This window comes from Nonomuraea basaltis (assembly GCF_005893125.1).
Classification (GTDB): Bacteria; Actinomycetota; Actinomycetes; order Streptosporangiales; family Streptosporangiaceae; genus Nonomuraea; species Nonomuraea basaltis.
Map to the genome: position 1 here is coordinate 1 of NZ_VCJS01000117.1, position 23,982 is coordinate 23,982.

The following is a 23,982-nucleotide window of genomic DNA, read 5'->3' on the forward strand; positions in this document are numbered from 1 at the left end:
CTTGTACTCGTCACACAGGCATGATCACGAGCGGCTGCTCTCTTTGTGCCCGCTTCCCATCACAAGATCGCAACGGCCTATCGCGCATCCGTGCTGGTCACACTGCGAATGGTGACTGCCGTACTAGGCCGGGTGTGACCGCCTCTTCGGTGTGAAGCAATGAGGACAAAGGCACGACTTGGCGTTTAGCCTGATCAAACCAGCTGGTGATGTGCGCGTATGTGCATGAGCGGGCACATGATTGCGCGCCGGGTGTCACTCAGTTGGTCACCTGTCTGGAAGTCGTAGACGGGTTTGCCCGGCGTCCGCTACATCAGTACATAACGTAAAGGTCGTAACCACTAGGGGGGTACCTGCACTCCCAGTCCCGCCAGCGGCCGTTCTTCACTCCCGCCTGTCCAGTCGCGATGCAGTAGTCAAGGCGGGTGAAATGACCCCAGTACGTCCAAGCGGCGGCGACCTGCACGACCTGGGTATGGCGGGTCGCCGTTTGTTCGGCGGCCAGTGCGGGCGCTGCAGTGGACAGGGCGGCAGCAACCGTCGTCGCTGCTACCACGAGGGAGACTCGAGCTGCTGATGCGTACATCGGTGCCTCCTCAGCAAAGGTCGCCAGCAGGTTTGCTGGCCATACGCTTAATTCTCGGTCGTCCGGAGAGGTATATCCAGGGCGGCAACAGGACAGCTACCGGACATTTAGTGATCGCTCGGCTTGTCCTGGAGCGACGGGCTGACGGAAGCAAAGGCACCGAAATCACCGGCCACACCTCACGCTGAGGGGCTCCAACTTCCGCATCGTTGCGTTCACGCCCTGACCGTGTTCTGGGAGCACCTGAGCGCACGAGGGACCGCGCCGAACCAGAACGATCCAACCTGTCTGGTGTTCGGCACACGAAACGGCACCAAGATGAGCGCAGGCAACGTCCGGCGCGAGTTCCGGCGAGTGATCACGCGTGCCGGGTTGATCGCCGCAGACTGGACACCGCGGGAGATGCGGCACAGCTTCGTCTCATTGTTGTCAGCAGACGGCGTCCCCATCGAGAACATCTCCCGGCTGATCGGACGTGCCGGAGGGTCAGCGGTCACTGAGAAGGTCTACCGCCATCAGATCAAACCCGTCATCCAGGATGGCGCGACCGTCATGGATCAGATCTTCCCAGGTAACGACCGTGGAGCAGGACAGTCACTCAGTTAGTCACTTGGAAGATCAAAAGGACCACTTCCCGTGTTGGGATGTGGCCCTCGACCTGTGTGGGCGATACTGGGATCGAACCAGTGACCTCTTCGGTGTGAAACGAACTCAAGACCGCCACGGCGACGCGATACCCCAGTTCTTGCACCAGGCGACTCGTCCACCAGCGTCCCTGGAAGTCCGCTGTTGTACTCCCCTGTCGTCATGCACTTAGTCAGGCAGCCGCCGGACTTGGTCCACCTGACTTGGTCCACCCACGTGTGAGAACTTCCTCTACTCATTTTAAAGCGGCCCTGACAGGGTCGCACGCGCCGCCGACTCGGCGCGGGCCGGCACGTCGCTTGGGGCTCTGTGACCGGCCCGCATGACGCCGGTCGGCTGGCGCGGACGAGTCAGGGCCGTGAAGTTGAGAAGGCGCACCACTCGGGTCACTGGGCGGAGCTCGTCAGCGCACGCGTGCGTGATCACGGGGTTGGCCTTACGGCATGCCTCCGGCGGGGGTACTCCGGCTCCGGGCAGGGGCGGCGTGATCTTGCTCGCCGTACGGGGTGGGTGTGGAAAGGGGCCTGCCCGCATGCCGACGTCCCAGGGCAAGCCCTAGCAGACCAGCCGCGGGGCCGCCTTCGCTCCATCACGGCCGTGTTCCGAGCGCGTGGCCGGGCAGCCCCGCGGCTGGCCCGCTACCTCATCGGTGGGACGACGGCATACGGGGAGGCCAGGACGTCTGTGGTGATGGCAGTTCTCCACATGGGACGAACGTCTACAAGGTCAACAAGTCGCTTCGATCAGACCCCCCACAGCCGCCAACCTTAACACCATTCAAGCGCAGGGGAGGGGCAGGGGCGAGCTGCGCACCCCTGCCTCAAAGGCTCAGGACCAGTGCTGGTAGTTGGTGCCGTTGCAGTCTCTGAGTTTGACGCCGAGGGAGACGCTCGCGGCGAGGCACTTACCGTTCTGCAGATTCGGAACAGAGCCCGTGTCGTAGATGTACCACCGCTGGTACAAGTTGCCCCTGCAGTCGACAAGTCTGATGCCCTTTTCGACGCTCCCGTCGAGGCACTTGCGGCTCTGTTGGTGAACGATGCTTATGCCGTTATTCGTCGAGTCCTTGTACCACTGCTGGTAGGTGCTTCCGTTGCAGTCTCTGAGTACGACGCCGATGGAGGTGGACGCGGCGAGGCACTTACCGCTCTGCACGTGCTTGATTTCCGGGAACGTGACCTGAGCGGACAACTGCGACGATCCAGATTGCTGGTCGGCGGCGGCCGGTGTAGTGACAGTCATGGTGATCATAGCTGCCGCCACAGCTGCGGTTCGGATAATGGCACGGTAATCCATCGTTCTCCTTGGGGATATCGCGGCTGCCGGTTTGGACAGCAAGAGACGTCTGCCACCTGCGGGCTGTCGACCCGGCTGACACTAGCGAGGGGCGGTATATCGCGGGTATGTCAATGATCCGGACAAGCCAAGTCGGACACCGCTTCGTCGATCTTGACCACGCTCAACCGCTACACGCACGCGTCGTCCGAGGGCTGTACGGTGTGAAAGCGCACAGGTCAGGGACCAGCGGACCCATCACGGCCCTGGACACCGGGCGCGCGGCCGGGCGGCCCCGCGGCTGGCCCGCTATCTCTTCGGGTGGGACGACGGCAGACGGGCAGGCTCGGGAGCTCTTGTCCTGGCTTACGTAGGAGGACGGCCGTCTGACGCAAGCTTTGATCCTGGCGACCTCAACCACAGAGCGCGTGTTCACGGTTCGCGCTGCACTACCAGTGCGATACCAGGCCATGACCGATGTCGGCGGAGGATGCGGCCTCCGACAAGGCGAGATATTCGGCCTTCCTCTGGATGAGGTGGACTTCGACGGCGGATGGCTGCATGTGGCCTATCAGGTGAAGGACGTCGGCGGCCGTCTTGTGTTCGCTCCACCGAAACGGGAGAAGGAACGGGACGTGCCGCTTCCCGACCGAATCGCCGAGGCGCTCCAGGAGCACGTGAAGACCTTCCCACCTGCTGAAGTCACGCTTCCGTGGCGCACGCCGGACGGCCCGCCGCTGACGAAGCTGCTCACCTTCACCCGCGACGGTGGCGGCCCGGTACGGCGGAGCGACTTCAACGTGTTCGCCTGGAAGCCCGCTCTTGTAGCCGCCGGCGTCATCCCGCCTCCGGACGCCGGGAAGCGGCACCAGGCCGCTCGTGAGCACGGCATGCACGCGCTCAGGCACTTCTACGCCTCGGTGCTGCTGGACGATGGGGAGAACATCAAGGCCCTGAGCCAGTACCTCGGACACAGCGATCCAGGTTTCACGCTCAGGGTCTATACGCACCTCATGCCGAGCAGCGAAGGGCGCACACGGAGGGCTATAGACAGGGTCTACGAAGCCATCGATGAGCAGTCGGACGGCCCACAGACGGCCCAGGAGTGATCAAAGAGCGTGGGGCCATCGAGTTACACTCGATGGCCCCACGCTTACCGTTCTCCGAGAAACGGCATCTGACCTGGGATTACAGGACAGGAAGATACCGGCCGAGCTCGAACTCGGTGACGTGGCGGCGGTATTCGCGCCACTCCGACCGCTTGTTGCGCAGGAAGAAGTCGAAGACGTGCTCACCCAGCGTCTCGGCGACCAGCTCGCTGCGCTCCATGACCTCGATCGCGTCGTTGAGCGACCCGGGCAGCGGCTGGATGCCGAGGGCCCGGCGCTCGGCGCTGGTCAGCGTCCACACGTTGTCCTCGGCCGCCGGAGGCAGCTCGTAGCTCTCCTCGATGCCCTTCAGCCCGGCCGCGAGGATCAGCGCGAACGCCAGGTAGGGGTTGCAGGCCGAGTCGAGCGAGCGGAACTCGATGCGCGTCGAGCCGCCCTTGTGCGGCTTGTACATCGGCACCCGGACCAGGGCCGAGCGGTTGTTGTGGCCCCAGCACACGTAGGAGGGCGCCTCGCCGCCCATCCCCGCGATCGCCTCGGCGCCGCCCCACAGCCGCTTGTACGAATTCACCCACTGGTTGGTGACGGCGGTGATCTCGGCGGCGTGCTTGAGCAGCCCCGCGATGAACGACCGGCCGATCTTGGACAGCCGGTATTCGGAGCCGGCCTCGTAGAAGGCGTTCCTGTCGCCCTCGAACAGCGACATGTGCGTGTGCATGCCGGAGCCCGGGTGCTCGGTGAACGGCTTGGGCATGAACGACGCCCAGATGCCCTGCTCCAGCGCGACCTCCTTCATGACCAGGCGGAAGGTCATGATGTTGTCGGCCGTGGTGAGCGCGTCGGCGTAGCGCAGGTCGATCTCCTGCTGGCCGGGCGCGCCCTCGTGGTGGCTGAACTCGACGGAGATGCCCATCGACTCCAGCATCATGATCGCCTGGCGGCGGAAGTCGTGGCCGGCGCTGTGCGGCGTGTGGTCGAAGTAGCCGCCGGAGTCGATCGGCTGGGGCCGCTCGCCGGCCTCGGGGCGGTTCTTCAGCAGGAAGAACTCGATCTCCGGGTGGGTGTAGAACGTGAAGCCCATGTCGGCGCACTTGGCGAGCGTGCGCTTGAGCACCCAGCGCGGGTCGGCGTGCGAGGGCGAGCCGTCCGGCATGAGGATGTCGCAGAAGATGCGCGCCGCGCCCGGCGTCTCGCTGCGCCAGGGCAGGATCTGGAACGACGACGGGTCCGGCTTGGCGAGCATGTCGGACTCGTAGACGCGGGCGAAGCCCTCGATGGCCGAGCCGTCGAAGCCGATGCCCTCGGCGAAGGCGCCCTCGAGCTCGGCGGGCGCGATGGCGACGGATTTGAGGAAGCCGAGCACGTCAGTGAACCACAGCCGGATGAACCGGATGTCGCGTTCCTCGAGCGTGCGGAGCACGAACTCCTGCTGGCGGTCCAAGGCATCCCCTCAAAAAGACAGTACGGTTCTCCTACCAGGATGCCGTGTCCGTGTTTCGCACACGTTACGGGGGGTGCCGGTGAACAAGCCGGTGCGAGCCTCGCTGACAAAGCCCCCGCCCCGTCCTACTGTGATCACGCAGTCAGTCTCGGGGGAGGCATTGGTGGCCATCGACCTGCTCAATCACAAGCTCGATCGGGCGTTCGACCACATCGACGCGAGCGGCAACGGCGTCGTCGAGCGTGAGGACTTGCTGGGGCTGGGCGCCCGCATCCTGGTGGGCTTCGGGGAGTCCCCAACCTCGGTCACCGGGGCCAGCCTCGTCGACAGCTTCGACGGCGTCTGGTCCGCCCTGGCGCAGGCGCTCCAACGCGACGGCGACTCCGGTATCGCGCGGCCGGACTTCCGCACCGCGATGACGGCGGCGTTCGTCACCGGCGACCGGTACGACCCGGTCTTCCGGCCCGCCACGGTCGCGGTGGCGGAGCTGTGCGACGGCGACCGGGACGGCGAGATCTTCCCCGGCGAGTTCCGCACGATGCTGAGCGCGTTCGGCGTCGCCTACGACGACGTGGACGAGGCGTTCGACCGGCTCGACCGGGCGGGGAGGGGCACGCTGACGGTGGCCGAGCTGGTCACGGCCGCCTCCGACTACTACCGCGGCGACGACCCGAACGCCGCGGGCAACTGGCTCTTCGGGCCGCTTGTTGCTGGACGATGATCGACCCCGCGCGCAACCAGGCGAACTCCGCCCGCGCCTCGGTCAACTGGCGGCACTGCTCGGCGAACCCGGGCGCGCTCTTACGGCCCGGCCGCCCATGCTCATGCTGCTCGACCGCCAGATTCCACACAGACCGGGCGTGCCCGCAATCCTCGGCCGGCGCCGCTTCCTGAGCGAGCGTGGGCTGCAGCCGGTAACGGGACACGACCAGCAGATTACCGACCGCCACCGACAAAACAGGGAGACTCAAGTGGCCCACCGTTCCGCGTTTTCTCTCCGCCCTGAAGGTCGGGGCATCCACGCCATAGGTGATCGGTGAGCACCACCATGAGCACCACCGTGCTGGCCACGGTGCGCACCGCGCTGCGTTCTGTCCTGTCGTCGATGATGCCGCTGCCGCGCAGGGGCGGCTCGGCCGCCCTCGCGCTGCTGCCGCTGACCGAGCGGGTGCCCGGCATGGCCGAGCCGTGCCGGATGCACCCGGCCGTGTACGCGATCGAGGCCGCGGTCATCGACTGGGCCAGGAGGACCGGGCTGCGGGCCGACCCCGGGGTCGGCTTCCACCGGATGGCGGGCCGGGCGTTCGCCGAGTTCGACGCGGCCGCGGCGGCCCTGTTCGCGCAGTGGCTGACATGGCTGTTCCACCTGGACGACGAGCTGGACGAGGGGGCGTGCCGGCTGGAGGTCTTCCACGGCATGCTCAAGGGCTCGGTACGCCACCCGCTGGAGGCGGCGTTCGCGGACCTGTGGCGGGTGACGAGCGTGCGGATGAGCGACCGGTGGCGGGCCAGGTTCGCGGTGGGCCTGCAGCGCCAGCACGACGCTTGCCGTACCGAGGCCGACAACCGGGCGGCGGGCCGGATGCCGACGCTGGAGGAGTACCCGGCGCTGCGCAGGGGCACGGTGGGGCCGTACCTGTACGACCTGGTCGAGCCGTGCCTGCGGGTGGAGGTGCCGGCCTGGGTGCACGAGTCCGAGCCCTGGCAGCAGCTGGTCAACGCCTGCAGCGACGTCACGGCCTGGTGCAACGACGTGGCCTCACGGCCGAAGGAGCGCGGGGACGTGCACAACTTCGTGGTGCTGGCGATGCACCAGCTCGGGCTGGGCGAGCGGGAGGCGACGGCCTGGGTGCTGGACAGGATCGCCCGGCGCTGCGAGGACATGCGCAGGGCCGCCAGGCGGCTGCCGCTCGACGACCTGGCGCCCAAGGCGGCCAGGGACGTCAGCAAGGTGGCCTGCGCGTATCTGGCGGCGCCGCGCGCGCACCTGGACTGGCTGCTGGAATCGACCCGCTATGCCTAGTGTCATGGCTGTCCGGCGAGCGTGTCGCCGGCGGGGGTGCGGCGGTAGACGACCTGCTTGCCGAGCCGCATCCCCACCGTGAGCCCGCCGCCGCTGAGCACGCCGAGGTGCTGGCTGACCGCGCCCGGCGTGAGCGACATGCGGGTGGCCAGTGCGGTGGTGGTGCTGGGCTCGGCCAGCGCGAGCAGGATCCGCGCCCGGCTCCGGCCGATCAGTGCCGCCAGCGCGCCGGGCGCGGGCGGCGGACCTTGCTCCCACAGCGTGCCGACGCCGAGCACCGGATACACGAGCATCGACTGGTACGGCGCGGACATGACGGCCACGGACGGCCAGTAGAACGCGCTCGGCACGAGCACGAGCCCGTCGCCGTGCAGCCCGCCCTGGTGGCACCAGGGCCGGTCGATCATCAGCCGCTCCCCCGTCCATTCCACGGCGGGGTCGAGCCCGGCGAACAGCTCGCGCGCCCCGCCCTGGGCGAGCTGCCGCGACCTGCCCAGGACGTCGCGTTCGAGCAGGGCGTACACGCGGGGCCAGAACTCGGCGAAGCACTTCTCCCAGTACGCCTCCAGAGCGTCCGCGACCCTGGCCACGCCCGCCTCCGGGTCGGCCATGAACCGCTCGAGCACGGCCGGGTCCCGCCCGGCGAGCTCGCCGGCCTCCGCGTGGGCCAGGCCGGCGAGCTCGCCGGCCTCCGCGTGGGCCAGTTCGGGAGAGGTGCGCCTGACCCGGTCGAGCTCGGCGGCGAAGTCCGGCATCGGCGTGTCGGGCGGCGGGGTGACGAAGTCGGCCAGGTATCCGGCCGGCGGCACGAGCGCGAGCAGCTCGGTCAGATCGAGCCCGGCCAGCCGGGGCCGGACGGCCTTGAGCCAGGGCAGGTGGATCGACTGCCTGGCGGGCTGCTGGAGGGTGCGCAGGCTGGCCACGAGCTCCCACATCGGCGAGAACGCGAACCGGATGCGCGCCACGTCCTCCGGCCTCAACACCCAGGTGATGGACATCCCTTTAGTGTGAGCTAAATCGTTCGCGGCACCAAACCCCGAAATATCACTCTTGATCGCGTGTCTAGCGCAACGATCGACAAACCCTCTTTCCTCCGGTCCAAGCTCGGCGGGCTGCCCCGCCCGTTCTGGGCCCTGTGGGGCGGCACACTCGTGAACCGCCTGGGCACCATGGTCATGCCCTTCACCGGCGTCTACCTGACCCAGAGCCGCGGCCTGTCGCTGACCGCCGCGGGCCTGGTGATGGGCGTCTTCGGCGCGGGCTCGCTGCTGTCGCAGCTGCTCGCGGGCGTGCTCACGGACCGGATCGGGCGGCGGGCCACGCTGTCGGGCGGCATGCTGGCCACGGCCGTGACCATGCTGGCGCTCGGTTACAGCACGTCGCTGCCGGCGATCCTGGCCTCGATGTTCGTGCTGGGCCTGGTGATCGACGTCTACAGGCCCGCGTCGAACGCCCTGGTCGCCGACCTGGTTTCGCCCGCGGAGCGGCCCCGGGCGTACGGGCTGCTGTTCTGGGCGATCAACCTCGGCTACTCGGTCGGCATGACGGCCGGCGGATGGCTGGCCGGGATCGGGTTCATCTGGCTGTTCTGGATCGACGCGGTGTCGAGCGTGCTCTTCGCCGTGCTGGTCTGGCGGGCGGTCCCCGAGACCAGGCCGGATGCCAGGGAGTCCACCGGCGGTTTCGGCGTGGTGCTGCGCGACCGGGTGATGGTCGCCTTCACGCTGATCACGCTGGGCCACGCACTCGTCTACGCGCAGACGTTCACCATGCTGCCGGTGGCGATGACCGAGGTGGTGAAGCTGACGCCGGGACAGTTCGGGCTCGCCATGGCACTGAACGGGGTGCTGATCGTCATCGTGCAGCCGCTCGTGTCCGGCTGGCTGGGCCGCAGGGACGCCTCCCGTGCGTTCGCGCTGGGCATGGCCGTCATGGGACTCGGCTTCGCGCTGACCGCGTTCGTCACGAGCACGCTCGGGCTGGCCGCCACGATCGCCGTGTGGACGGCGGGCGAGATCGTCACGGCGGGCATCGCCGGCACGATCGTGGCCGTGCTGGCGCCGGCGCACCTGCGGGGGCGGTACTCGGGGCTGTTCGGGTTCGCGTGGTCGATGGCCGCGGTGCTGGCGCCGCTGGTCGGCGGGCCGCTGCTGGAGCTCGGCGCGGGGGCGCTGTGGTTCACGATGGGTGGGGTGGGCGTGGCGTCCGCGGCGGGCATGCTACTACTCGGACCCGCGATCCGACGCCGTTGAGGTGAGGCGCGAATGTGCTCTCGCAGCATCCGAGCCGATGCCCCCTTCGAGGCTGTTGACCAGCCTGGACAGGGTGAGCTTCGGCCGGATTCCATCGCGGTAACACAACGAAACGCTAGTATCACGGTGTGGAGTCGATAAAGCGGACGCGGGCACACGTGGCGCGCCTCGACCTGGGCGTGGCCCAGGCGCTCACGCTGGACGGTCAGGCGCATACGGCCCGCGCGCTGTGGAACCTGCTGCACGAGTACTTCACGTTCCGCCAAGGCCGGTTCGCGACGTTGAAGGACTGCGATCAGGCCATCCGGCAAGCCCGCCAGGACATCGACTGGATGGGACAACTCCCGGCCCAGGCGGCCCAGGCCGTGTTGAAGACCTACCGGCAGGCGTGGGCGAACTTCTTCAACCCCGACCATCCCGCTGAGCGGCCCACGTTCAAATCCCGGGGCCGGTCACGGATGGCGGTCGACGTCCCCCAGGCCCGAGACTTGCAGATCAAGCGGATCAACCGGCGGTGGGGCGTGGTCAACCTGCCCAAGATCGGCCGGGTCCGGTTCCGGTGGACCAAGGACCTGCCTGGCGTCACCAAGGGCGGTCCCGCAGGGCGGATAACCGGAGCCCGCCTGGTCAAAGAAGCCCACGGGTGGAACATCGTGTTCCGCACCGAGACCCTCATCGCACCGACCCCCGCCGTGCATCCCGGCCCAAGCGTCGGCATCGACCGGGGGATCAACGTCGCCTTGGCACTGTCCGATGGGACCATGCGCGAGCACGGCCCCTGGCTCACCGACGGTGAACGCGAGCACCTGCGCCGGTTGGAGAAGAAGAGCGCCCGCCAGCGCCGCACTCGCATCCCCGACCGGCCGATCTCCCGCCGGTTGGCCCGTACGTATGCTCAGATCGCCAAGGCCCGCGCGACAGCCAAGCGCCGTGCCCTGGACTGGCAGCACCAGACCACCACCGAACTGGCCGGCACATTCAGCACGATCGTGGTGGAAGACCTGAAGATCACCAGCATGGTCCGTTCCGCCAAGGGCACCGTCGAACAGCCCGGCGTCAACGTCGGGCAGAAGTCAGGGCTGAACCGGGCGATCACCGCCGAGGCATGGGGGCGGACCGTCACCCTGCTGGAGTACAAGAGCGCCGATCGGGGCGGGCGAGTGGTCAAGGTTCCCGCGCCGGGTACGTCGCAGACCTGCCACCAGTGCGGCCACCGCGACCCCGGCAACCGGGCCAGGACCGTGTTCACGTGCAAGAACCCTGGCTGCGGATGGGCCGGTCATGCCGACTCCAATGCCGCGATCAACATCAACAACGCCGCAGGAACTGTGGTGTCAGGACGTGGAGACCTTGGGGCTACCCGGTCGGCGAAGCGTCAACCCCCGCGCGCCGCTTGACCGCGACGTGATGGGAGAATCTCCGGCCTTCAGACTTCAGGTCGGGGAGGAGTTCAAAGTTACGCGTGACATGCGTGAATTGTGAATTATGGCGTACTAGGCTGATCGCGTGGCACAACTGCGCATTGCCCAAGCACAGACGAACCCAACCGTCGTCGACCTGACCACCAATGCCGACCGGCTGGTCGCGTGGACCCGCAACGCCGCCGAGCGCCGGGCTCATCTCGTCGTCTTCACCGAGATGTTCCCCACCGGCTACCCCGTAAAGGACCTCGTGCTCCACAGGTCCTTCGTGGACGCCTGTAGCGCCTGAAAATGCTGACCTTCACCGCGCTCGGACCGTTCCAAGCCTGGGCCGACGGCGCCCCTCTCGATCTCGGCGGACAGCGGCAGCAAGCGGTGCTCGCCCGCCTGCTCGTGGCCCGCGGCCGCGCCGTGCCCGTGAACACCCTCATCGACGAGCTCTGGCCGGGCAACCCGCCCGCCCAGGCCCTGTCCACCATCCAGGGCTACGTCTCCCGCCTGCGCCGCGCTCTCGAGCCCGGGCGCGCGCCCCGCGAGGAGGCAGGCGTGCTGGTGTCCGCGCCGCCCGGCTACGCCCTGCGGGCCGAGACCGGGCAGGTGGACACCTGGCGCTTCGAGAACCTGGTCAAGTCGGACGGCGCGCCGGCGCAGGTGTGGGCGGCCATGGACGCCGCGCTGGGGCTGTGGCGGGGACCCGCGCTCGCCGAGTTCAGCGAGCTGAGCTGGGCCGCGACGGAGGCGGGCCGGCTGGAGGAGCTGCGGCTGATCGCCGTCGAGCGGCGGGCCGACGCCGGTCTGGCGCTGGGCAGGGCGACGGCGCTGGTGGCCGACCTGGAGGCGCACGCGTCGGCGCACCCGCTGCGCGAGGAGGCGTGGCGGCTGCTGGGCGTGGCCCTCTACCGGATGGGCCGCCAGGGCGACGCGCTGGCCGCGCTGCGCAGGGCGCGCGCGGTGTGGCGCGACGAGCTGGGCCTCGACCTGTCGGCCGCGCTCAAGCAGCTGGAGGCCGACATGCTCGCCCAGCGCCTGGAGGAGCCGCCGCCCACGGAGGCGCCCGCCGCGGAGACGCCCGGCGCGCTGCGGGTGCTGGTGGCCGACGACCAGGCCCTCGTACGCGCGGGGCTGCGGGCCATGTTCGACGGCGAGCCGGGGGTGACGCTGGCCGGCGAGGCGAGCAACGGCGAGGAGGCGATCGCGGGCGTCCGCGAGACGCGGCCGGACGTGGTGCTGCTCGACATCCAGATGCCGCACCTGGACGGCCTGGCCGCCGCGCGCCGGATCCTGGCCGAGGAGCGGCCGCCGAAGGTGGTCATGATGACCACGTTCGGCAGCGACGAGAACCTGTACGCCGCCCTGCGGGCGGGAGTGAGCGGGTTCCTGCTGAAGACGGCGGCTCCGGAGCAGTTCGTGGCCGCGATCAGGGCCGCCGCGGCCGGGGACGCGCTCATCGACCCGGCGGTCACCACGCGGCTGATCTCTGCGTTCACCGGGCGTACCGACCCGGCCTCTCCCCCGGCGCTGGCCGGGCTGTCCGACGACCGGCTCGACGTGCTGAAGCTCGTCGCCAGGGGACTGACGAACCAGCAGATCGGCCAGACGCTCTCGCTGGCGGAGGAGGAGGTGGCCCGGATGGTGAAGTCGCTGCTCGAGCACCTCGGGCTGTTCGACCGGGCGCAGCTGGTGATGGCCGCGTACGAGTCGGGGTTGGTCACACCTGGCGAGAAGGCCCACTTTTCGTCGCTTTGACGATAAAAATCGGGGCGTACTAGTCTGGTCGCGTGGCACAACTGCGCATTGCCCTGGCACAGACGAATCCGACCGTCGGCGACCTGACCACCAACGCCGACCGGCTGGTCGCGTGGACCCGCGAGGCCGCCGAACGCGGGGCTCACCTCGTCGTCTTCACCGAGATGTTCCTCACCGGCTACCCCGTGGAGGACCTGGTGCTGCGCACGTCCTTCGTGGACGCCAGCATCCGGACCCTGGAGGAGGTGGCGCGCAGGCTGGAACGGGAGGGCCTGGGGGAGCTTCCGGTGGTGGCCGGCTACGTCGACCGGGCCGGCCTGGCCCCCCGGGTGGGCCAGCCGAGGGGCGCGCCGTTGGACGCCGCCGCGCTGCTCTACAAGGGCGAGGTGGTCACGCGGACGGCCAAGCACCACCTGCCGAACTACGGGGTGTTCGACGAATACCGCTATTTCGTGCGCGGCGACCGGCTGCCGATCTTCCGGCTGCACGGGGTGGACGTGGCGATCGCGGTCTGCGAGGACCTCTGGCAGGAGGGCGGCCCCGTGTCCGTGGTGGGGCAGGCGGGGGCCGGGCTGCTGGTCGCGCCGAACGCCTCGCCGTACGAGAAGGAGAAGGACGACGTACGCCTGGAGCTGTGCGCGCGCCGGGCGCGCGAGGCCGGGTGCGGGCTCGTCTACGTGAACCAGGTCGGCGGGCAGGACGAGCTGGTCTTCGACGGCGACTCGATCGTGGTGGACGGCACGGGCGAGCTGGTGGCGCGGGCGAGCCAGTTCCGCGAGGAGCTGCTGGTCGTGGACCTGGACGAGCTGCCGGTCTCGGACGCGGCGCCGGGCACGTTCCCGTACGACGCGGGCGACGGCTCCACCATCACCGTCGAGCGCCTGGTGCTGTCGCAGGACCCCGTGGCGCCCTATCCCGCCGAGCCCGCGCGCATCGCCGAGCGGCTGGACCTGCACGCCGAGGTCTATTCGGCGCTGGTGCTCGGGATCAGGGACTACGTGCGCAAGAACGGCTTCCAGTCGGTGATCCTGGGCCTGTCGGGCGGGATCGACTCGGCCCTGACCGCCACGATCGCCGCCGACGCCATCGGCCCGTCGCGGGTCAACGTGGTGCTGATGCCCTCGCGCTACTCGTCGGAGCATTCGCTGGCCGACGCGGAGGAGCTGGTGAGGCGGCAGGGCGTCGTCTCGCAGATCGCGCCGATCGCCGACATCGTCACCGCGTACGAGAAGGAGATCGAGCTGTCCGGCCTGGCCTCCGAGAACCTCCAGGCCAGGGTACGCGGCATGATCCTGATGGGCCTGTCCAACGAGCACGGCCACCTGGTGCTGACCACCGGGAACAAGAGCGAGCTGGCCACCGGTTACTCCACGCTCTACGGCGACTCGGCCGGCGGCTTCGCGCCGATCAAGGACGTGCCGAAGACGATGGTGTGGGAGCTGGCCAAGTGGCGCAACGCCCACTCGGACCCGCAGTTCCTGCTGCAGGCCGAGCGGCCGATCCCGGAGAACTCGATCATCAAGGAACCGAGCGCCGAGCTGCGCCCGGACCAGCGGGACACCGACTCGCTGCCGCCGTACGAGGTGCTGGACCGGCTGCTGGACGACTACGTGGAGAAGGACATGGGCTCGCAGGAGCTCATCGCGGCCGGCCACGATCCGGAGCTGGTGACCCGCGTGATCAGGCTGGTGGACCTGGCGGAGTACAAGCGCCGGCAGTACCCGCCCGGCCCCAAGATCACGCCGAAGAACTTCGGGCGCGACCGCCGTCTCCCGATCACCAACCGCTGGCGCGAGACCACCGCCTGAGATTGTCTGACCGCTCGGCCACGGTGCCGCCATGACTGAATTCGTGCTTGTCGCCGGGGCATGGCTCGGAGCGTGGGCGTGGGACGAGGTGGTGCCGGACCTGCGGGCGGCCGGGCACGGCATCCACCCACTGACGCTGTCCGGCCTCGCCGAGAAGCAGCGGCGACCTCCATCAAGTGCCTGCTCGACGGCGACAAGCCCAGCGACGACGCGGCCTGGCTGCTGACCAGCGAGCGCTGGCGGCTGGTCGAGACGGACACCGGCCACTGGCCGATGTTCTCGCAAGCCGCGGGAGGCTGGCGCGGATCCTGCTGGACGCGGCCGCGGCTCAGGCGTCGGCGCGCGACCGCGCGACCACCACCCCCGCGAACGCGATGAGCGCGCCCGCGGTCACGAGTGTGGCCCGCGGACCCGGCGTACGGGACCGCCGATCAAAACCTGTTCTCCGCCAGGACGCGCGGGAGAGGCCTTGGCAAACACGTAACCACCAGGTTACGCTTTTCGGGTGGACGAGGTGGCAGGGGCGATCGCGGATCCGGTGCGGCGGCAGATCCTGGTCCTGCTCAGGGACGGGCGGCTCACCGCCGGCGAGGTCGCCGAGCGCTTCCCGATCAGCAGGCCCGCCGTGAGCCGCCACCTGCGCGTGCTCAGGCAGAGCGGGCTGGTATGCGCGGAGCTCGTCGGCAGGCAGCGCTTCTACACGCTCGATCCGGAGCAGTTCACCGAGCTCATCGAATGGCTCGCCCAGTTCGTCCGGCCCTCCGGATGGGAGCACCGCTTCGACGCGCTGGAGACAGAGGTCTACCGAACGCGCCGCGAGCGCCGCCCGAGCGGCACCGCGGACAGCAGAGAGGAAAATTCGGCATGAACCGTTTCCCCACCGGCCGGCTGTTCCGCACCGACGCCGGGAGCGATCTCGTTCTCAGCCGGACCTTCCGCGCATCCGCCGAGGACGTGTGGGCCAGCATCACCGAACCGGACCGCACGGCCCGATGGTTCGGCCCCTGGGAGGGCCAGGCCGGTCCCGGCCGGACGATCAAGGTGCAGATGCTGTACGAGGAGCAGGCGCCCTGGTACGAGATGCGCATCGAAGCCTGCGAGCCGCCGCGGCGGCTGGAGGTGTCCGCGCTCGACGAGGCCGGCTCGTGGCACATCGAGCTGCTGCTGTCCGAGACGGACGGCACGACGGAGCTGCGGTTCGTGCAGCACCTGGAGAGCGAGGAGGGCATCGGCGAGGTCGGGCCCGGCTGGGAGTACTACCTCGACATGCTCGTGGCCGCCCGCGACGGCTCCCCCAGACCGGAGTTCGACGACTACTACCCCTCGATGAAGCCCTACTTCGACCAGCTGTCCACGCCGGACACGAACGCGGGCGAGTAGACGGACGCGGCCGCCCCAGAGGCCCGCCGGCCTCGGTCTCCGCGGCCGCGCCGCACGGGTCGGGAATCGGACGGCCGGGGATTGTCGGTGGCGGGTGGCACAGTTGGGCCGTGGCACAACCGCTGAAGGACATGATCAACGCCAGATCCGTGTCGGTGCTGGCCGACGGGCTGGCCGCCGTCTGGGCGCCATTCCCGAGAGCCCGGTTCATCGCGCAGGCCTTGGACGGGCTCGACGGGCTCGAGCTCAAGGATCGCGTCAGGCACGTCGCCGCGGCGCTGCACGAGGCGCTGCCGCTACCGTACCCGCGGGCCGCCGAGATCGTGCGGGAGAGCGCCTCGCGGGCGGCGCTGGACATGTGGAGCGGCTGGCCGGCCACCGACCACACGGCCGTCCAGGGGCTCGATCACCTGGACGCGGCGATGGCCACGCTGGCCGTGCTCACGCCGCACTCGTCGGGCGAGTTCGCCGTACGGCCCTACCTGGAGCGCTACCGCGACGACGCACTCAAGATCATGTACGGCTGGGCGGAATCCCCCGACGAGCATCTGCGCCGGCTGGCCTCGGAGGGGTCGCGTCCGCGGCTGCCGTGGGCCACACGGGTGAGCTGGCTGATGGCTCCGGGGCCGACGCTGCCCCTGCTGGACCGGCTGCGCGACGACCCGAGCGAATACGTCCGCCGCTCGGTCGCCAACCACGTCAACGACCTGGCCAAGGACCATCCGGAGGTGGCTCTGGAGCTGCTGGCCCGCTGGCGTTCCGGCGGCGGCTCGCACGTGGAGCAGGTGCTGCGGCACGCGGTGCGCGGCCTGCTTCGCGCCGGCCACCCGGAGGCGCTCGCGCTGGTGGGCGCCACCCCGGGCAGCGGCGCGGTGGACGTGCTGGCCTTGGAGGCGGACACGGTGGCCGTCGGCGAGAAGCTGGGCTTCACGGTCACGGTCACGGCGGACGCGCCCGGGCCGCTGCTGCTGAAATACGCGATCCGGCGGCCGGGCTCGCGTCGGGTGTTCCACCTGGGCCGGCGTGAGGCGAGCGGCGCGGGGGCGACGTTCTCGTTACGCAAGAGCCATTCCTTCCGCCCGGTCACCACCCGGGACGAGCCGCCCGGACCGAGGGAGCTCGACGTGATCGTCAACGGCAGGGTGGCCGCGAGCACGGCGTTCACCCTGGCCGAGCGCTCCGGCCCCCATTGTTGAGCGTCTGCGAACGCCCGCTCTCACGCCCCTGCTCCACCGCCGCGTTCACCCTGACCACGCGTGCCCGCTCACTGGTCCGCGGCGCTGAGGCCGCTGTGCAGGATCTCGTGGTCCCAGCGGGCGCGGGGCTGGGTGTGCAGAGCCCAGTAGTGCTCGGCGATGTCGTCGGGGTCGAAGTCCGTGCCCGGCGCGACGGGGCCCGCCACGGTGACCGTGGCCACGTGGACGCCCGACGGGCCGTATTCCTGGTCGAGCAGCGCCACCAGCGTTCGCACGCCGCTCTTGCCGAGCGAGAGGCTGACGTACTCCGCCTTGGGCTCGGGCATGCCGCCGGTGATGATGAACGTGCCGGTGCCGCGCCGCGCCATCGCGGGGGCGACGTGTGCGGCGGCGATCAGGGCGCCGACCACGTTGACCGCCCAGGCGTCCAGGTGGGCGCGTACGGTCGCGTCGCCGGGCGAGTCGGGCCGGATGATCGCGGCGTTGTAGACGACGACGTCCGGCGTGCCCAGCTGGCCGACCACCGCGTCGAGGGCGGCGCGCAGGGCCGTCTCGTCGGCGCTGTCGGCCTGGTACGCGCGCACCCCGTCCAGCCCGAGCGCGCCACCGGTACGCGAGACGAGGGCCACCGGCAGGCCCTCCCGTGCGAACCGGCGGGCGACCGACCGGCCGATCCCCGGCCCCGCCCCGATCAGCACCGCTCCCGGCATCTTCGGCTCCTTCACGTTGTTGCGACTGGCGGACACTGGAACGTTAAGGCGTCACATCGATGTGAAGGTCAAGCCCGGAGCGAGGAGCACATGCGGATCGGTGACCTGGCCCACGAGACCGGGGTGAGCAGGCGGCTGCTGCGTTACTACGAGGAGCAGGGGTTGCTGCGCCCCCTGCGGCGGTCCAACGGCTACCGGGAGTACAGCGAGTCGGACGTCGCCGCCGTGCGCCACATCCGTACCCTGCTCGCCGCCGGCCTGCCCACCGCGGTCATCGCCCGGCTGCTGCAGTGCGTACACGACGACGAGGGCGGGCGGATGGTGCCGGCGGCCTGCCCGGGAATGATCAGCCACCTGCGGCGGGAGCGGGGGCGCATCGCCGAGACGATCGAGCGGCTCCAGACCTCCCAGCGGGAGCTGGACACCATGCTAGCCACCGCCCTCGACCAGCGGGAGCGAGACGACGCTGCTCGCCGCCGCCGCCCTAGACCAGCAGGCTTGAGCGGGGACGGTCATGTTCGGGCCTGAGCGAGGCGTGTCAGGGGCTCAGCAGGCCGACGGGGTTGCCGTCCGCCGGCGTGCGGCAGAATCGTCGCCTGTGAGCAAGATTTCCCGGCCGGCCGCGGAGCCGGCAGCAGAGGATCCCGACCTGGCCCGGGCACGGGGCGGGGACGACTCCGCCTTCACCCGCCTCGTGGCGCCGCTGCGCCGGGAACTGCACGCCCACTGCTACCGCATGCTCGGCTCCGCCCACGACGCCGACGACGCCCTGCAGGACGCGCTGCTGCGGGCGTGGCGGCGGCTCGGAGGTTTCGAGGGCCGCAGCTCGCTGCGCTCGTGGCTGTACACCGTGGCCACCCGTACCTGCCTGGACCTCGCCGAGACGCGCGGCAGGCGGGCCCTGCCGGTGGATCTCGGCCCGGCCAGCGACGGCGCCGTCATCGGCGACGCTCCGCGGACCGACGTGGCGTGGCTGGGGCCGTACCCCGACGACCCGGACGCGCGCGCCGAGCAGCGTGAGGCCGTCGAGCTCGCCTTCGTCGCGGCCCTGCAGCACCTGCCGGGCAACCAGCGGGCGGCGCTGCTGCTGTTCGAGGTGCTCGGCTTCTCCGCCGCCGAGATCGCCGCCATGATGCGCACCTCGGCCACGTCGGTGAACTCCGCCCTGGCGCGGGCGCGCAGGATGGTCGCGGAGCGGGTCCCCTCCCGGACCCAGCAGCAGACGCTGCGGGCCGTCGGCGACGCGCGCGTGCGGGAGATCGTCGCCGGGTACGCCGCCGCGCTCGAACGCGGCGACGCCGGCGCCCTGGTCGCGCTGCTCACCGAGGACGTCACCTGGTCGATGCCGCCGATGCCGCACTGGTACCGCGGCCTGGAGGCGGTCACCGACTTCGCGGTACGGGTGCCGCTGACGTCGTGCGGCTCCTGGCGGCACCGCCTGACGCACGCGAACGGCCACCCGGCCGCCGCCTCCTACCTCTGGGACGAGGCCGCCGGCGCGCACCTGGCCTGGTCGATCGACGTGCTGACGCTGCGCGGGGAGCGCGTCGCCGAGATCACCACGTTCCTCGGCCCGGAGAACTTCCCGCTGTTCGGGCTGCCCGCCTCGCTACCGTGACGGGCTCAGGTCGGTCCTGGCCGCACCGGTGTCCAGGTCCATCGGGAAGGACAGGTGCTGGTGGACCATCATCCAGGCGCCGTCCCTGCGCTCGAACACCCGTGTCCCACGTGACCAGGTGCCGGACTCCTGCCCGTCCGCCCGCACGACGCGGACGTGGTTGAGGCCCCACGCCACCGCGAGGTCCTCGCGTACGAGGATCTTCAGGCCGGGGACGTCCAGGCTGACGGCCCCTTCCACGCCGAGGCCGCGGGCGCAGACCTCGCGCACCGCGTCGACGCCGACGTACTGGAGGGGCGCCTCGTGCTCGTACGAGACGACGTCGCCGGCGATGGCGGCCATCATGCCGTCCAGGTCCTTGGCGGCGGTGCCGTCGTACCAGCGCTGGTGCACCCGGCGCACCTCTTCCTCGGCCGCGCCCCGGTCCGTGATCGGGAAGGAGTGGTGCTCGTGGGCGACGACCCAGCGGCCGTCCTCCTTGCGCAGGCCGAGCGTCAGCCGCAGCCGGTAGCCGGGGTCGGCGGCTAGCTCCTCCGGGGTGCCGCAGCGCAGCAGCGCGTGGGCGAAGGCGACGTCGGCTCCGGCGGTGACGTCCAGGGTCTCGATCTCGAACGAGCCGCCCTGCGCCTGCCACTGGAAGAACCCTGGCCACGACTTCCGGTAGGCGTCGATGCCGCGCACGCCCTCGTACGGCGGCGGCACGTCGTACATCACGATGTCGTCGGCGTGGCCGGCGAGGACGCCGTCCAGGTCGCCGGCGTGCACCGCCTCGGCCCAGCGCTCGATCAGTGTGCGGATCTGCTCTTCGTCGGTGGCCATGGGTGTGGTCCTTCCGGGTCGGTGGTTCCGTCGGGACTACAACCCGGGCCGGGCCGGAAAATCATCGCGGCAGCTCCGGCGGCAGGTCGAAGGCCGCGAAATCGGCCTCCAGGAACGAGACGACCTCGGCGATCCTGGTGCCGCGCAGGACGATCAGGTCCAGGCCGGCGGGGACGTAGGCGGCGCACTCGTCGTCCCACATGTACGTGCCGAACGCGAGTTGCCCGTTCGCCCGCGCGGGCAGGAAACGCCAGCGCCGCGTCAGCGGCCCCTCGGTCAGGAAGCCGCGGATGCCGTCGTGGCCCTGGTACCAGGCCGTCAGCGGCGGCATCGAGTACTTCGCGTCCTCGGTCAGCATCGCCACGATGGCGTCGACGTCGGCGGCCTCCCAGGCGGCGGCGTACCGGCGGGCCAGCTCCCGCTGCGCCGGCTCGCCCAGCTCGTCGAGGGTGCGCCGCTGGGCGGCCTCAGGCAGCAGCTCGGCGAGGACCTTGCGGGCCCGCTGCAGGGCGCTGTTGACCGCCGCGACCGTGGTGTCGAGCTGGGCGGCGGCCTCGGCGGCGGCGTACCCGAGGACGTCGCGGAGCAGCAGCACGGCTCGCTGCCGGGCCGACAGGTGCTGCAGGGCGGCGACGAACGCCAGCTCCACGCTCTCCCGCGCCACCGCGCGCGCCTCTGGGCCCAGCTCCGCCGCCCAGCCCATCAGCCGGTCCGGGTACGGCTCCAGCCACGCCACCTCGGCCACCGGCGCGCCCTCCGGGCTCAGGTCGGTGGGCAGCTCGCGCCGCCCCCGCTGCTCGATCACCGTCAGCGCCCGGTTCGTCGCGATCTTGTACAGCCACGACCTGACGGATCCGCGGTCCTCGAACCGCGCCACGTTGCGCCAGGCCCGGTCCAGCGTGTCCTGCACGGCGTCCTCGGCATCGTGGACGGACCCCAGCATCCGGTAGCAGTGCGCGCGCAGCTCATCCCGCAACGGCCCGACCAGACGGCCGAACGCGTCTTGATCGCCGGCCCGCGCCGCATCCAGCAACTCCGCCGCGTCCCCAGACCGCTGCACCGCACCGCCGGACCGCTGCGCCACTCCGTCGGGTTCCCTCGCCGCACCGCCGGACTCCCCCGCCCAGGTCCTCGCCATCGCCCCATCCCATCCCCGCCTGTTCCAGGCCCCAAGCTACAGCGGACTCGGAGACCGGCCCCTGCGAAGATCGAGGGCCCTTGACACCAGCGTGCGGGCCACCGCCTGAAGGCTGAACCCGGCGTGCTCATGCGTCCGCCCCGAGTCGGGTCTCGATGCCGTCGAGGATGATGTCCAGCCCGAGGAGGAACTGGCGGTCGAAATCACCGTTGTCCACCTGGGCCTGCCGGGACAGCTCCGTGGCGTTCTCCTCGAGGAACCGGCCGACGCGCTCGCGGATCTCGGTGTCCGCGGCGGGGGTCCGGATGGTGGCCCACCAGGTGTTCTCGGCGGCGACGTACCCGTTCACGTAGGAGGTAAGGGCCCCGACGGCGGCGACGAGGGCGGGGCCGCTCAACCCGGCATCGGCGAGGGTGGAGTAGAAGAGCCGGGAGCGGGCCAGCGCGTTCGGGCCGAGCAGGGGGCGGGTGGCGGTGAGCGCCGGCACCCAGGGGTGGCGGCGCATGACGTGTCTGCTCTGCGTGAGCCGGCGGACGACGGTGGCCCGCCAGGAGGGGCCCTCGTCGGGCTCGATCTCGCCGAGCACCTCGTCCAGCGCCAGGTCGAGGACGTCCTCCTTGCTCTTGACGTACTCGTAGAGCGACATGGTGCCCGCCTGCAGGCGAGCGGCGAGGGCCCGCATGGAGAAGCCGCTCACGCCCTCGGCGTCGAGGAGGGCGACGGAGGCCTCGACGATGCGCTCGCGCGACAGCCGCGGCTTGCGCGGGCGTGCGTCGTCGCGGAACCAGATGGCTTCCGGCATGTCCCACTCTTTCCGTGCACTGTACGGAATACCGTACGGCTAGCTTAGCCATCCCGACCCGAAGGAGGTTCGATGACCGAGTGGCAGCGCGACTACGCGATGCTGGCGTTGCGGATCAACCGGCTGGCCGGCGGCGCCATGCTCATCTACCGGGGACCCGAAGAGTGGAGCGCGCAGGCCGGGAGCGAGCCGCCCGCCGCGCCCGGGAAGCTCGCCGACGACGCCGAGCGACTGCTGGACGGCGCCCCATCGGCCTACCTGGCCGGGCAGGTGCGGGCGATGCGCGCCGTCGCCCGGCACCTGAACGGCGAGCGGCTGCCGCTGGCGGAGTACGCGCGGGAGTGCCTGGGGCTGGAGCCGCGGCGGCTGCCGGAGACGGTGTTCGAGGAGGCGCACGCCGAGCTGGACGCCGCCCTGCCGAAGGGCCCGGGGCCGCTGGCGGAGCGGCTCCAGGCGTGGCAGGCGGCGCACACGCTGGACCCGATCGACCGGCTGCCCGGCCTGGTGGCCAAGGCGGTGGCCGAGACGCGGGCTCGGACGAACGCCATCATCCCGCTGCCGGACGGCGAGGTCGTCGGCTGCCGGCTCGTGGAGGGCGTGTCGTTCCACGGGGCCGGCGACTACGAGGGCGGCCTGAGGTCCACGATCCACATCAACAAGGCGGTCCCGTTCAACCTGGCCGATCTGCTGTATCTCGTCTCGCACGAGGGCCACCCCGGGCACATCGCCGAGTCGATGCTCAAGGAGATCCACCTCGCGGACCGGCAGGATCAGGGCGTGCGGTTCATGCTGTCGCCGGCGTTCGTGCTCAGCGAGGGGCTCGGGCTGCTCGCCGAGGAGATCCTGTTCCCGGGCGACGAGGCGCAGACGTGGCTGAACCAGCACATCTTCCCCGAGGCCGGCATCCGGCCCGGCGGTCACAGCGACTTCGCGGCCATCCACCACGCCAAGAACGTGCTGTGGGGCGTGTGGGGAAACGTGGCGTTCCTGGCGGCCGAGGGGCGTACCGACGCGGAGCTGGCCGCGTATCTGGCGCGGTGGTCGCTCTACAGCGACGACGAGGTGGCGCTCGCGCTGGGACTCCTCAAGCCGTCGCCGATGAGCCCGTACATCTTCGGATATTTCCACGGATGGGAGCTGTTGCGGCCGTGGGCGGCGAGGAGCCCGGACCGGGTCCGGCGGCTGCTCACCGAGCAGCTACTTCCCGCCGACGTGACCGTCTAGCGCCCGCCGCCTGATCAGCGCCTCGACGCCGTCGAGCAGCAGATTGAGCCCGAACATGAAGTCGTCGTCGTCCACCCAGCCCTCGGCGCCGCGCATGGCGCCCGAGCGCATCGCGGCCGACAGGGCCGGGTAGGTCTCGGGGTCGAGCACTTCGGCGAGCATCTCGCCGTAGTCGGCGGCCCCCGTGATCCCGGCCTGCTCCATCTGCGGGTCACCGCCGCCGACGCCGTGAACGAGGGCGGCGTCGGTGAGCGCGTATCCGGTCAGGGCGCTCGCCACGTTGATCTTCTCCCCGTCGTCGAGCCCGGTGCCGTCGAGGGCGACCAGCGCGCGGTCCAGCCACAGCAGCCGCCGCGGGCCCAGCGGCGGGACGAGCCGGCCGACGGACAGCAGCCACGCGTGCTCCAGCAGGATGTCGCGATGGGCCCGGGTCCAGAGGGCGAGGTAGTCCCGCCAGGACTTGCCCTCCGGCTCGGGCGGCGGCGGGGCGGCGCCGTCGGCCATGGCGGTGAGCAGGTCCTCCTTGCTGCCGACGTACCGGTAGAGCGCCGTCGCCGCCACCCCGACCCGTGAGGCGACGCCGGCCATCGAGACCCCGGTCAGCCCTTCGGCGTCGGCGATCTCGATGGCGGCGGCGGTGATCGTGGCCAGGTCCAGCCGCGGCCGCGGCCCCCGGCGCGTCACCGGCTTGCGCCCCCACATGCGCTCCACCACGGGCGGCAGCGACCGCTCCTGCGTCATCGAACCCCTCCTTGACCCACTCCCAGGATTGTGCCTTAAGGTAAAACT

General features: G+C 70.4%; 25 protein-coding genes. 16 read left to right on the top strand and 9 right to left on the bottom strand.

The window, feature by feature from the left end; translation table 11 throughout:
* The first annotated feature begins 814 nt into the window (after window positions 1-814).
* Window positions 815-1,192 (top strand): tyrosine-type recombinase/integrase, encoded by a 378-nt coding sequence (locus tag EJK15_RS40305; RefSeq protein WP_240777525.1) that lies wholly within the window; start codon window positions 815-817, stop codon window positions 1,190-1,192.
* 867 nt (window positions 1,193-2,059) lie between these two features.
* On the opposite strand, the gene EJK15_RS40310 is transcribed toward EJK15_RS40305, so the two are convergent.
* Window positions 2,060-2,527, bottom strand: coding sequence for an RICIN domain-containing protein (locus EJK15_RS40310; RefSeq protein ID WP_138715744.1), 468 nt, complete (start codon window positions 2,525-2,527; stop codon window positions 2,060-2,062).
* A 377-nt stretch (window positions 2,528-2,904) separates the two neighbouring features.
* Here EJK15_RS40310 and EJK15_RS40315 point away from each other — a divergent pair, with 377 nt between their 5' ends.
* Entirely contained in the window at window positions 2,905-3,615 is a 711-nt protein-coding gene (locus tag EJK15_RS40315) for a tyrosine-type recombinase/integrase (protein WP_206061396.1), read from the top strand.
* 79 nt (window positions 3,616-3,694) lie between these two features.
* On the opposite strand, the gene glnA is transcribed toward EJK15_RS40315, so the two are convergent.
* A complete protein-coding gene (gene glnA, locus EJK15_RS40320) occupies window positions 3,695-5,056 on the bottom strand; it encodes a type I glutamate--ammonia ligase (RefSeq protein ID WP_138715745.1) in 1,362 nt (453 codons plus the stop codon).
* A 130-nt stretch (window positions 5,057-5,186) separates the two neighbouring features.
* Between glnA and EJK15_RS40325 the strand changes: the two genes are divergently transcribed.
* Window positions 5,187-5,777: an EF-hand domain-containing protein gene (locus EJK15_RS40325; RefSeq protein WP_240777526.1), complete on the top strand. Its 591-nt coding sequence runs from the start codon at window positions 5,187-5,189 to the stop codon at window positions 5,775-5,777.
* On the opposite strand, the gene EJK15_RS78475 is transcribed toward EJK15_RS40325, so the two are convergent.
* The gene (locus tag EJK15_RS78475) at window positions 5,692-6,078 is read right to left on the bottom strand and encodes a helix-turn-helix domain-containing protein (RefSeq protein ID WP_171074815.1); all 387 of its coding nucleotides are present in this window, start codon (window positions 6,076-6,078) and stop codon (window positions 5,692-5,694) included. The two genes, EJK15_RS40325 and EJK15_RS78475, sit on opposite strands and share 86 nt — an antisense overlap.
* A gap of 14 nt (window positions 6,079-6,092) precedes the next feature.
* Here EJK15_RS78475 and EJK15_RS40335 point away from each other — a divergent pair, with 14 nt between their 5' ends.
* On the top strand, window positions 6,093-7,079 hold the full coding sequence (locus tag EJK15_RS40335; RefSeq protein WP_240777527.1) for a terpene synthase family protein: 987 nt from the start codon (window positions 6,093-6,095) through the stop codon (window positions 7,077-7,079).
* Between the two features lie 2 nt (window positions 7,080-7,081).
* Here EJK15_RS40335 and EJK15_RS40340 read toward each other — a convergent pair whose 3' ends face one another.
* Window positions 7,082-8,077 carry an ArsR/SmtB family transcription factor gene (locus EJK15_RS40340; RefSeq protein ID WP_138715746.1) on the bottom strand — a complete coding sequence of 332 codons (996 nt, stop codon included), beginning with the start codon at window positions 8,075-8,077 and terminating at the stop codon, window positions 7,082-7,084.
* 60 nt (window positions 8,078-8,137) lie between these two features.
* On the opposite strand from EJK15_RS40340, the gene EJK15_RS40345 reads away from it, so the two are divergent.
* The 9 genes from EJK15_RS40345 (at window position 8,138) to EJK15_RS40385 (ending at window position 16,882) form a co-directional block, all read left to right on the top strand.
* Window positions 8,138-9,331 carry an MDR family MFS transporter gene (locus EJK15_RS40345; protein WP_138715747.1) on the top strand — a complete coding sequence of 398 codons (1,194 nt, stop codon included), beginning with the start codon at window positions 8,138-8,140 and terminating at the stop codon, window positions 9,329-9,331.
* Window positions 9,332-9,459: 128 nt separating this feature from the next.
* Complete coding sequence (locus EJK15_RS40350; RefSeq protein ID WP_240777528.1) at window positions 9,460-10,728, top strand: RNA-guided endonuclease InsQ/TnpB family protein; 1,269 nt, start codon at window positions 9,460-9,462, stop codon at window positions 10,726-10,728.
* Between the two features lie 109 nt (window positions 10,729-10,837).
* On the top strand, window positions 10,838-11,041 hold the full coding sequence (locus EJK15_RS40355) for a nitrilase-related carbon-nitrogen hydrolase (RefSeq protein ID WP_138715748.1): 204 nt from the start codon (window positions 10,838-10,840) through the stop codon (window positions 11,039-11,041).
* 2 nt (window positions 11,042-11,043) lie between these two features.
* Window positions 11,044-12,498 carry a BTAD domain-containing putative transcriptional regulator gene (locus EJK15_RS40360; RefSeq protein WP_138715749.1) on the top strand — a complete coding sequence of 485 codons (1,455 nt, stop codon included), beginning with the start codon at window positions 11,044-11,046 and terminating at the stop codon, window positions 12,496-12,498.
* Between the two features lie 32 nt (window positions 12,499-12,530).
* Window positions 12,531-14,306, top strand: coding sequence for an NAD+ synthase (locus EJK15_RS40365; RefSeq protein ID WP_138715750.1), 1,776 nt, complete (start codon window positions 12,531-12,533; stop codon window positions 14,304-14,306).
* A gap of 31 nt (window positions 14,307-14,337) precedes the next feature.
* Window positions 14,338-14,532, top strand: coding sequence for a hypothetical protein (locus EJK15_RS40370; protein WP_206061397.1), 195 nt, complete (start codon window positions 14,338-14,340; stop codon window positions 14,530-14,532).
* A 279-nt stretch (window positions 14,533-14,811) separates the two neighbouring features.
* A complete protein-coding gene (locus tag EJK15_RS40375; RefSeq protein ID WP_138715751.1) occupies window positions 14,812-15,174 on the top strand; it encodes a metalloregulator ArsR/SmtB family transcription factor in 363 nt (120 codons plus the stop codon).
* Window positions 15,171-15,686 (top strand): SRPBCC family protein, encoded by a 516-nt coding sequence (locus EJK15_RS40380; RefSeq protein ID WP_138715752.1) that lies wholly within the window; start codon window positions 15,171-15,173, stop codon window positions 15,684-15,686. Before EJK15_RS40375 ends, EJK15_RS40380 begins: the two co-directional genes overlap by 4 nt.
* 110 nt (window positions 15,687-15,796) lie before the next feature.
* Window positions 15,797-16,882, top strand: a complete 1,086-nt coding sequence (locus tag EJK15_RS40385; protein WP_138715753.1) for a DNA alkylation repair protein — start codon at window positions 15,797-15,799, stop codon at window positions 16,880-16,882.
* A gap of 68 nt (window positions 16,883-16,950) precedes the next feature.
* Here the strand turns inward: EJK15_RS40385 and EJK15_RS40390 are convergent, their stop codons facing one another.
* Entirely contained in the window at window positions 16,951-17,592 is a 642-nt protein-coding gene (locus EJK15_RS40390) for an SDR family NAD(P)-dependent oxidoreductase (RefSeq protein WP_138715754.1), read from the bottom strand.
* A 90-nt stretch (window positions 17,593-17,682) separates the two neighbouring features.
* On the opposite strand from EJK15_RS40390, the gene EJK15_RS40395 reads away from it, so the two are divergent.
* Complete coding sequence (locus EJK15_RS40395) at window positions 17,683-18,120, top strand: MerR family transcriptional regulator (RefSeq protein WP_138715755.1); 438 nt, start codon at window positions 17,683-17,685, stop codon at window positions 18,118-18,120.
* A 70-nt stretch (window positions 18,121-18,190) separates the two neighbouring features.
* Entirely contained in the window at window positions 18,191-19,210 is a 1,020-nt protein-coding gene (locus EJK15_RS40400) for a sigma-70 family RNA polymerase sigma factor (RefSeq protein WP_240777529.1), read from the top strand.
* Here the strand turns inward: EJK15_RS40400 and EJK15_RS40405 are convergent.
* From EJK15_RS40405 to EJK15_RS40415, 3 genes are all read right to left on the bottom strand, one after another.
* Window positions 19,202-20,029 (bottom strand): YybH family protein, encoded by an 828-nt coding sequence (locus EJK15_RS40405; protein WP_138715757.1) that lies wholly within the window; start codon window positions 20,027-20,029, stop codon window positions 19,202-19,204. The genes EJK15_RS40400 and EJK15_RS40405 overlap by 9 nt on opposite strands.
* 61 nt (window positions 20,030-20,090) lie before the next feature.
* On the bottom strand, window positions 20,091-21,167 hold the full coding sequence (locus EJK15_RS40410; RefSeq protein ID WP_138715758.1) for a sigma-70 family RNA polymerase sigma factor: 1,077 nt from the start codon (window positions 21,165-21,167) through the stop codon (window positions 20,091-20,093).
* A gap of 127 nt (window positions 21,168-21,294) precedes the next feature.
* Complete coding sequence (locus EJK15_RS40415) at window positions 21,295-21,969, bottom strand: TetR/AcrR family transcriptional regulator (RefSeq protein ID WP_138715759.1); 675 nt, start codon at window positions 21,967-21,969, stop codon at window positions 21,295-21,297.
* Between the two features lie 72 nt (window positions 21,970-22,041).
* Between EJK15_RS40415 and EJK15_RS40420 the strand changes: the two genes are divergently transcribed.
* A complete protein-coding gene (locus EJK15_RS40420; protein ID WP_138715760.1) occupies window positions 22,042-23,193 on the top strand; it encodes a hypothetical protein in 1,152 nt (383 codons plus the stop codon).
* Here the strand turns inward: EJK15_RS40420 and EJK15_RS40425 are convergent.
* Window positions 23,167-23,934 carry a TetR/AcrR family transcriptional regulator gene (locus tag EJK15_RS40425; RefSeq protein WP_138715761.1) on the bottom strand — a complete coding sequence of 256 codons (768 nt, stop codon included), beginning with the start codon at window positions 23,932-23,934 and terminating at the stop codon, window positions 23,167-23,169. The genes EJK15_RS40420 and EJK15_RS40425 overlap by 27 nt on opposite strands.
* Window positions 23,935-23,982 lie beyond the last annotated feature (48 nt).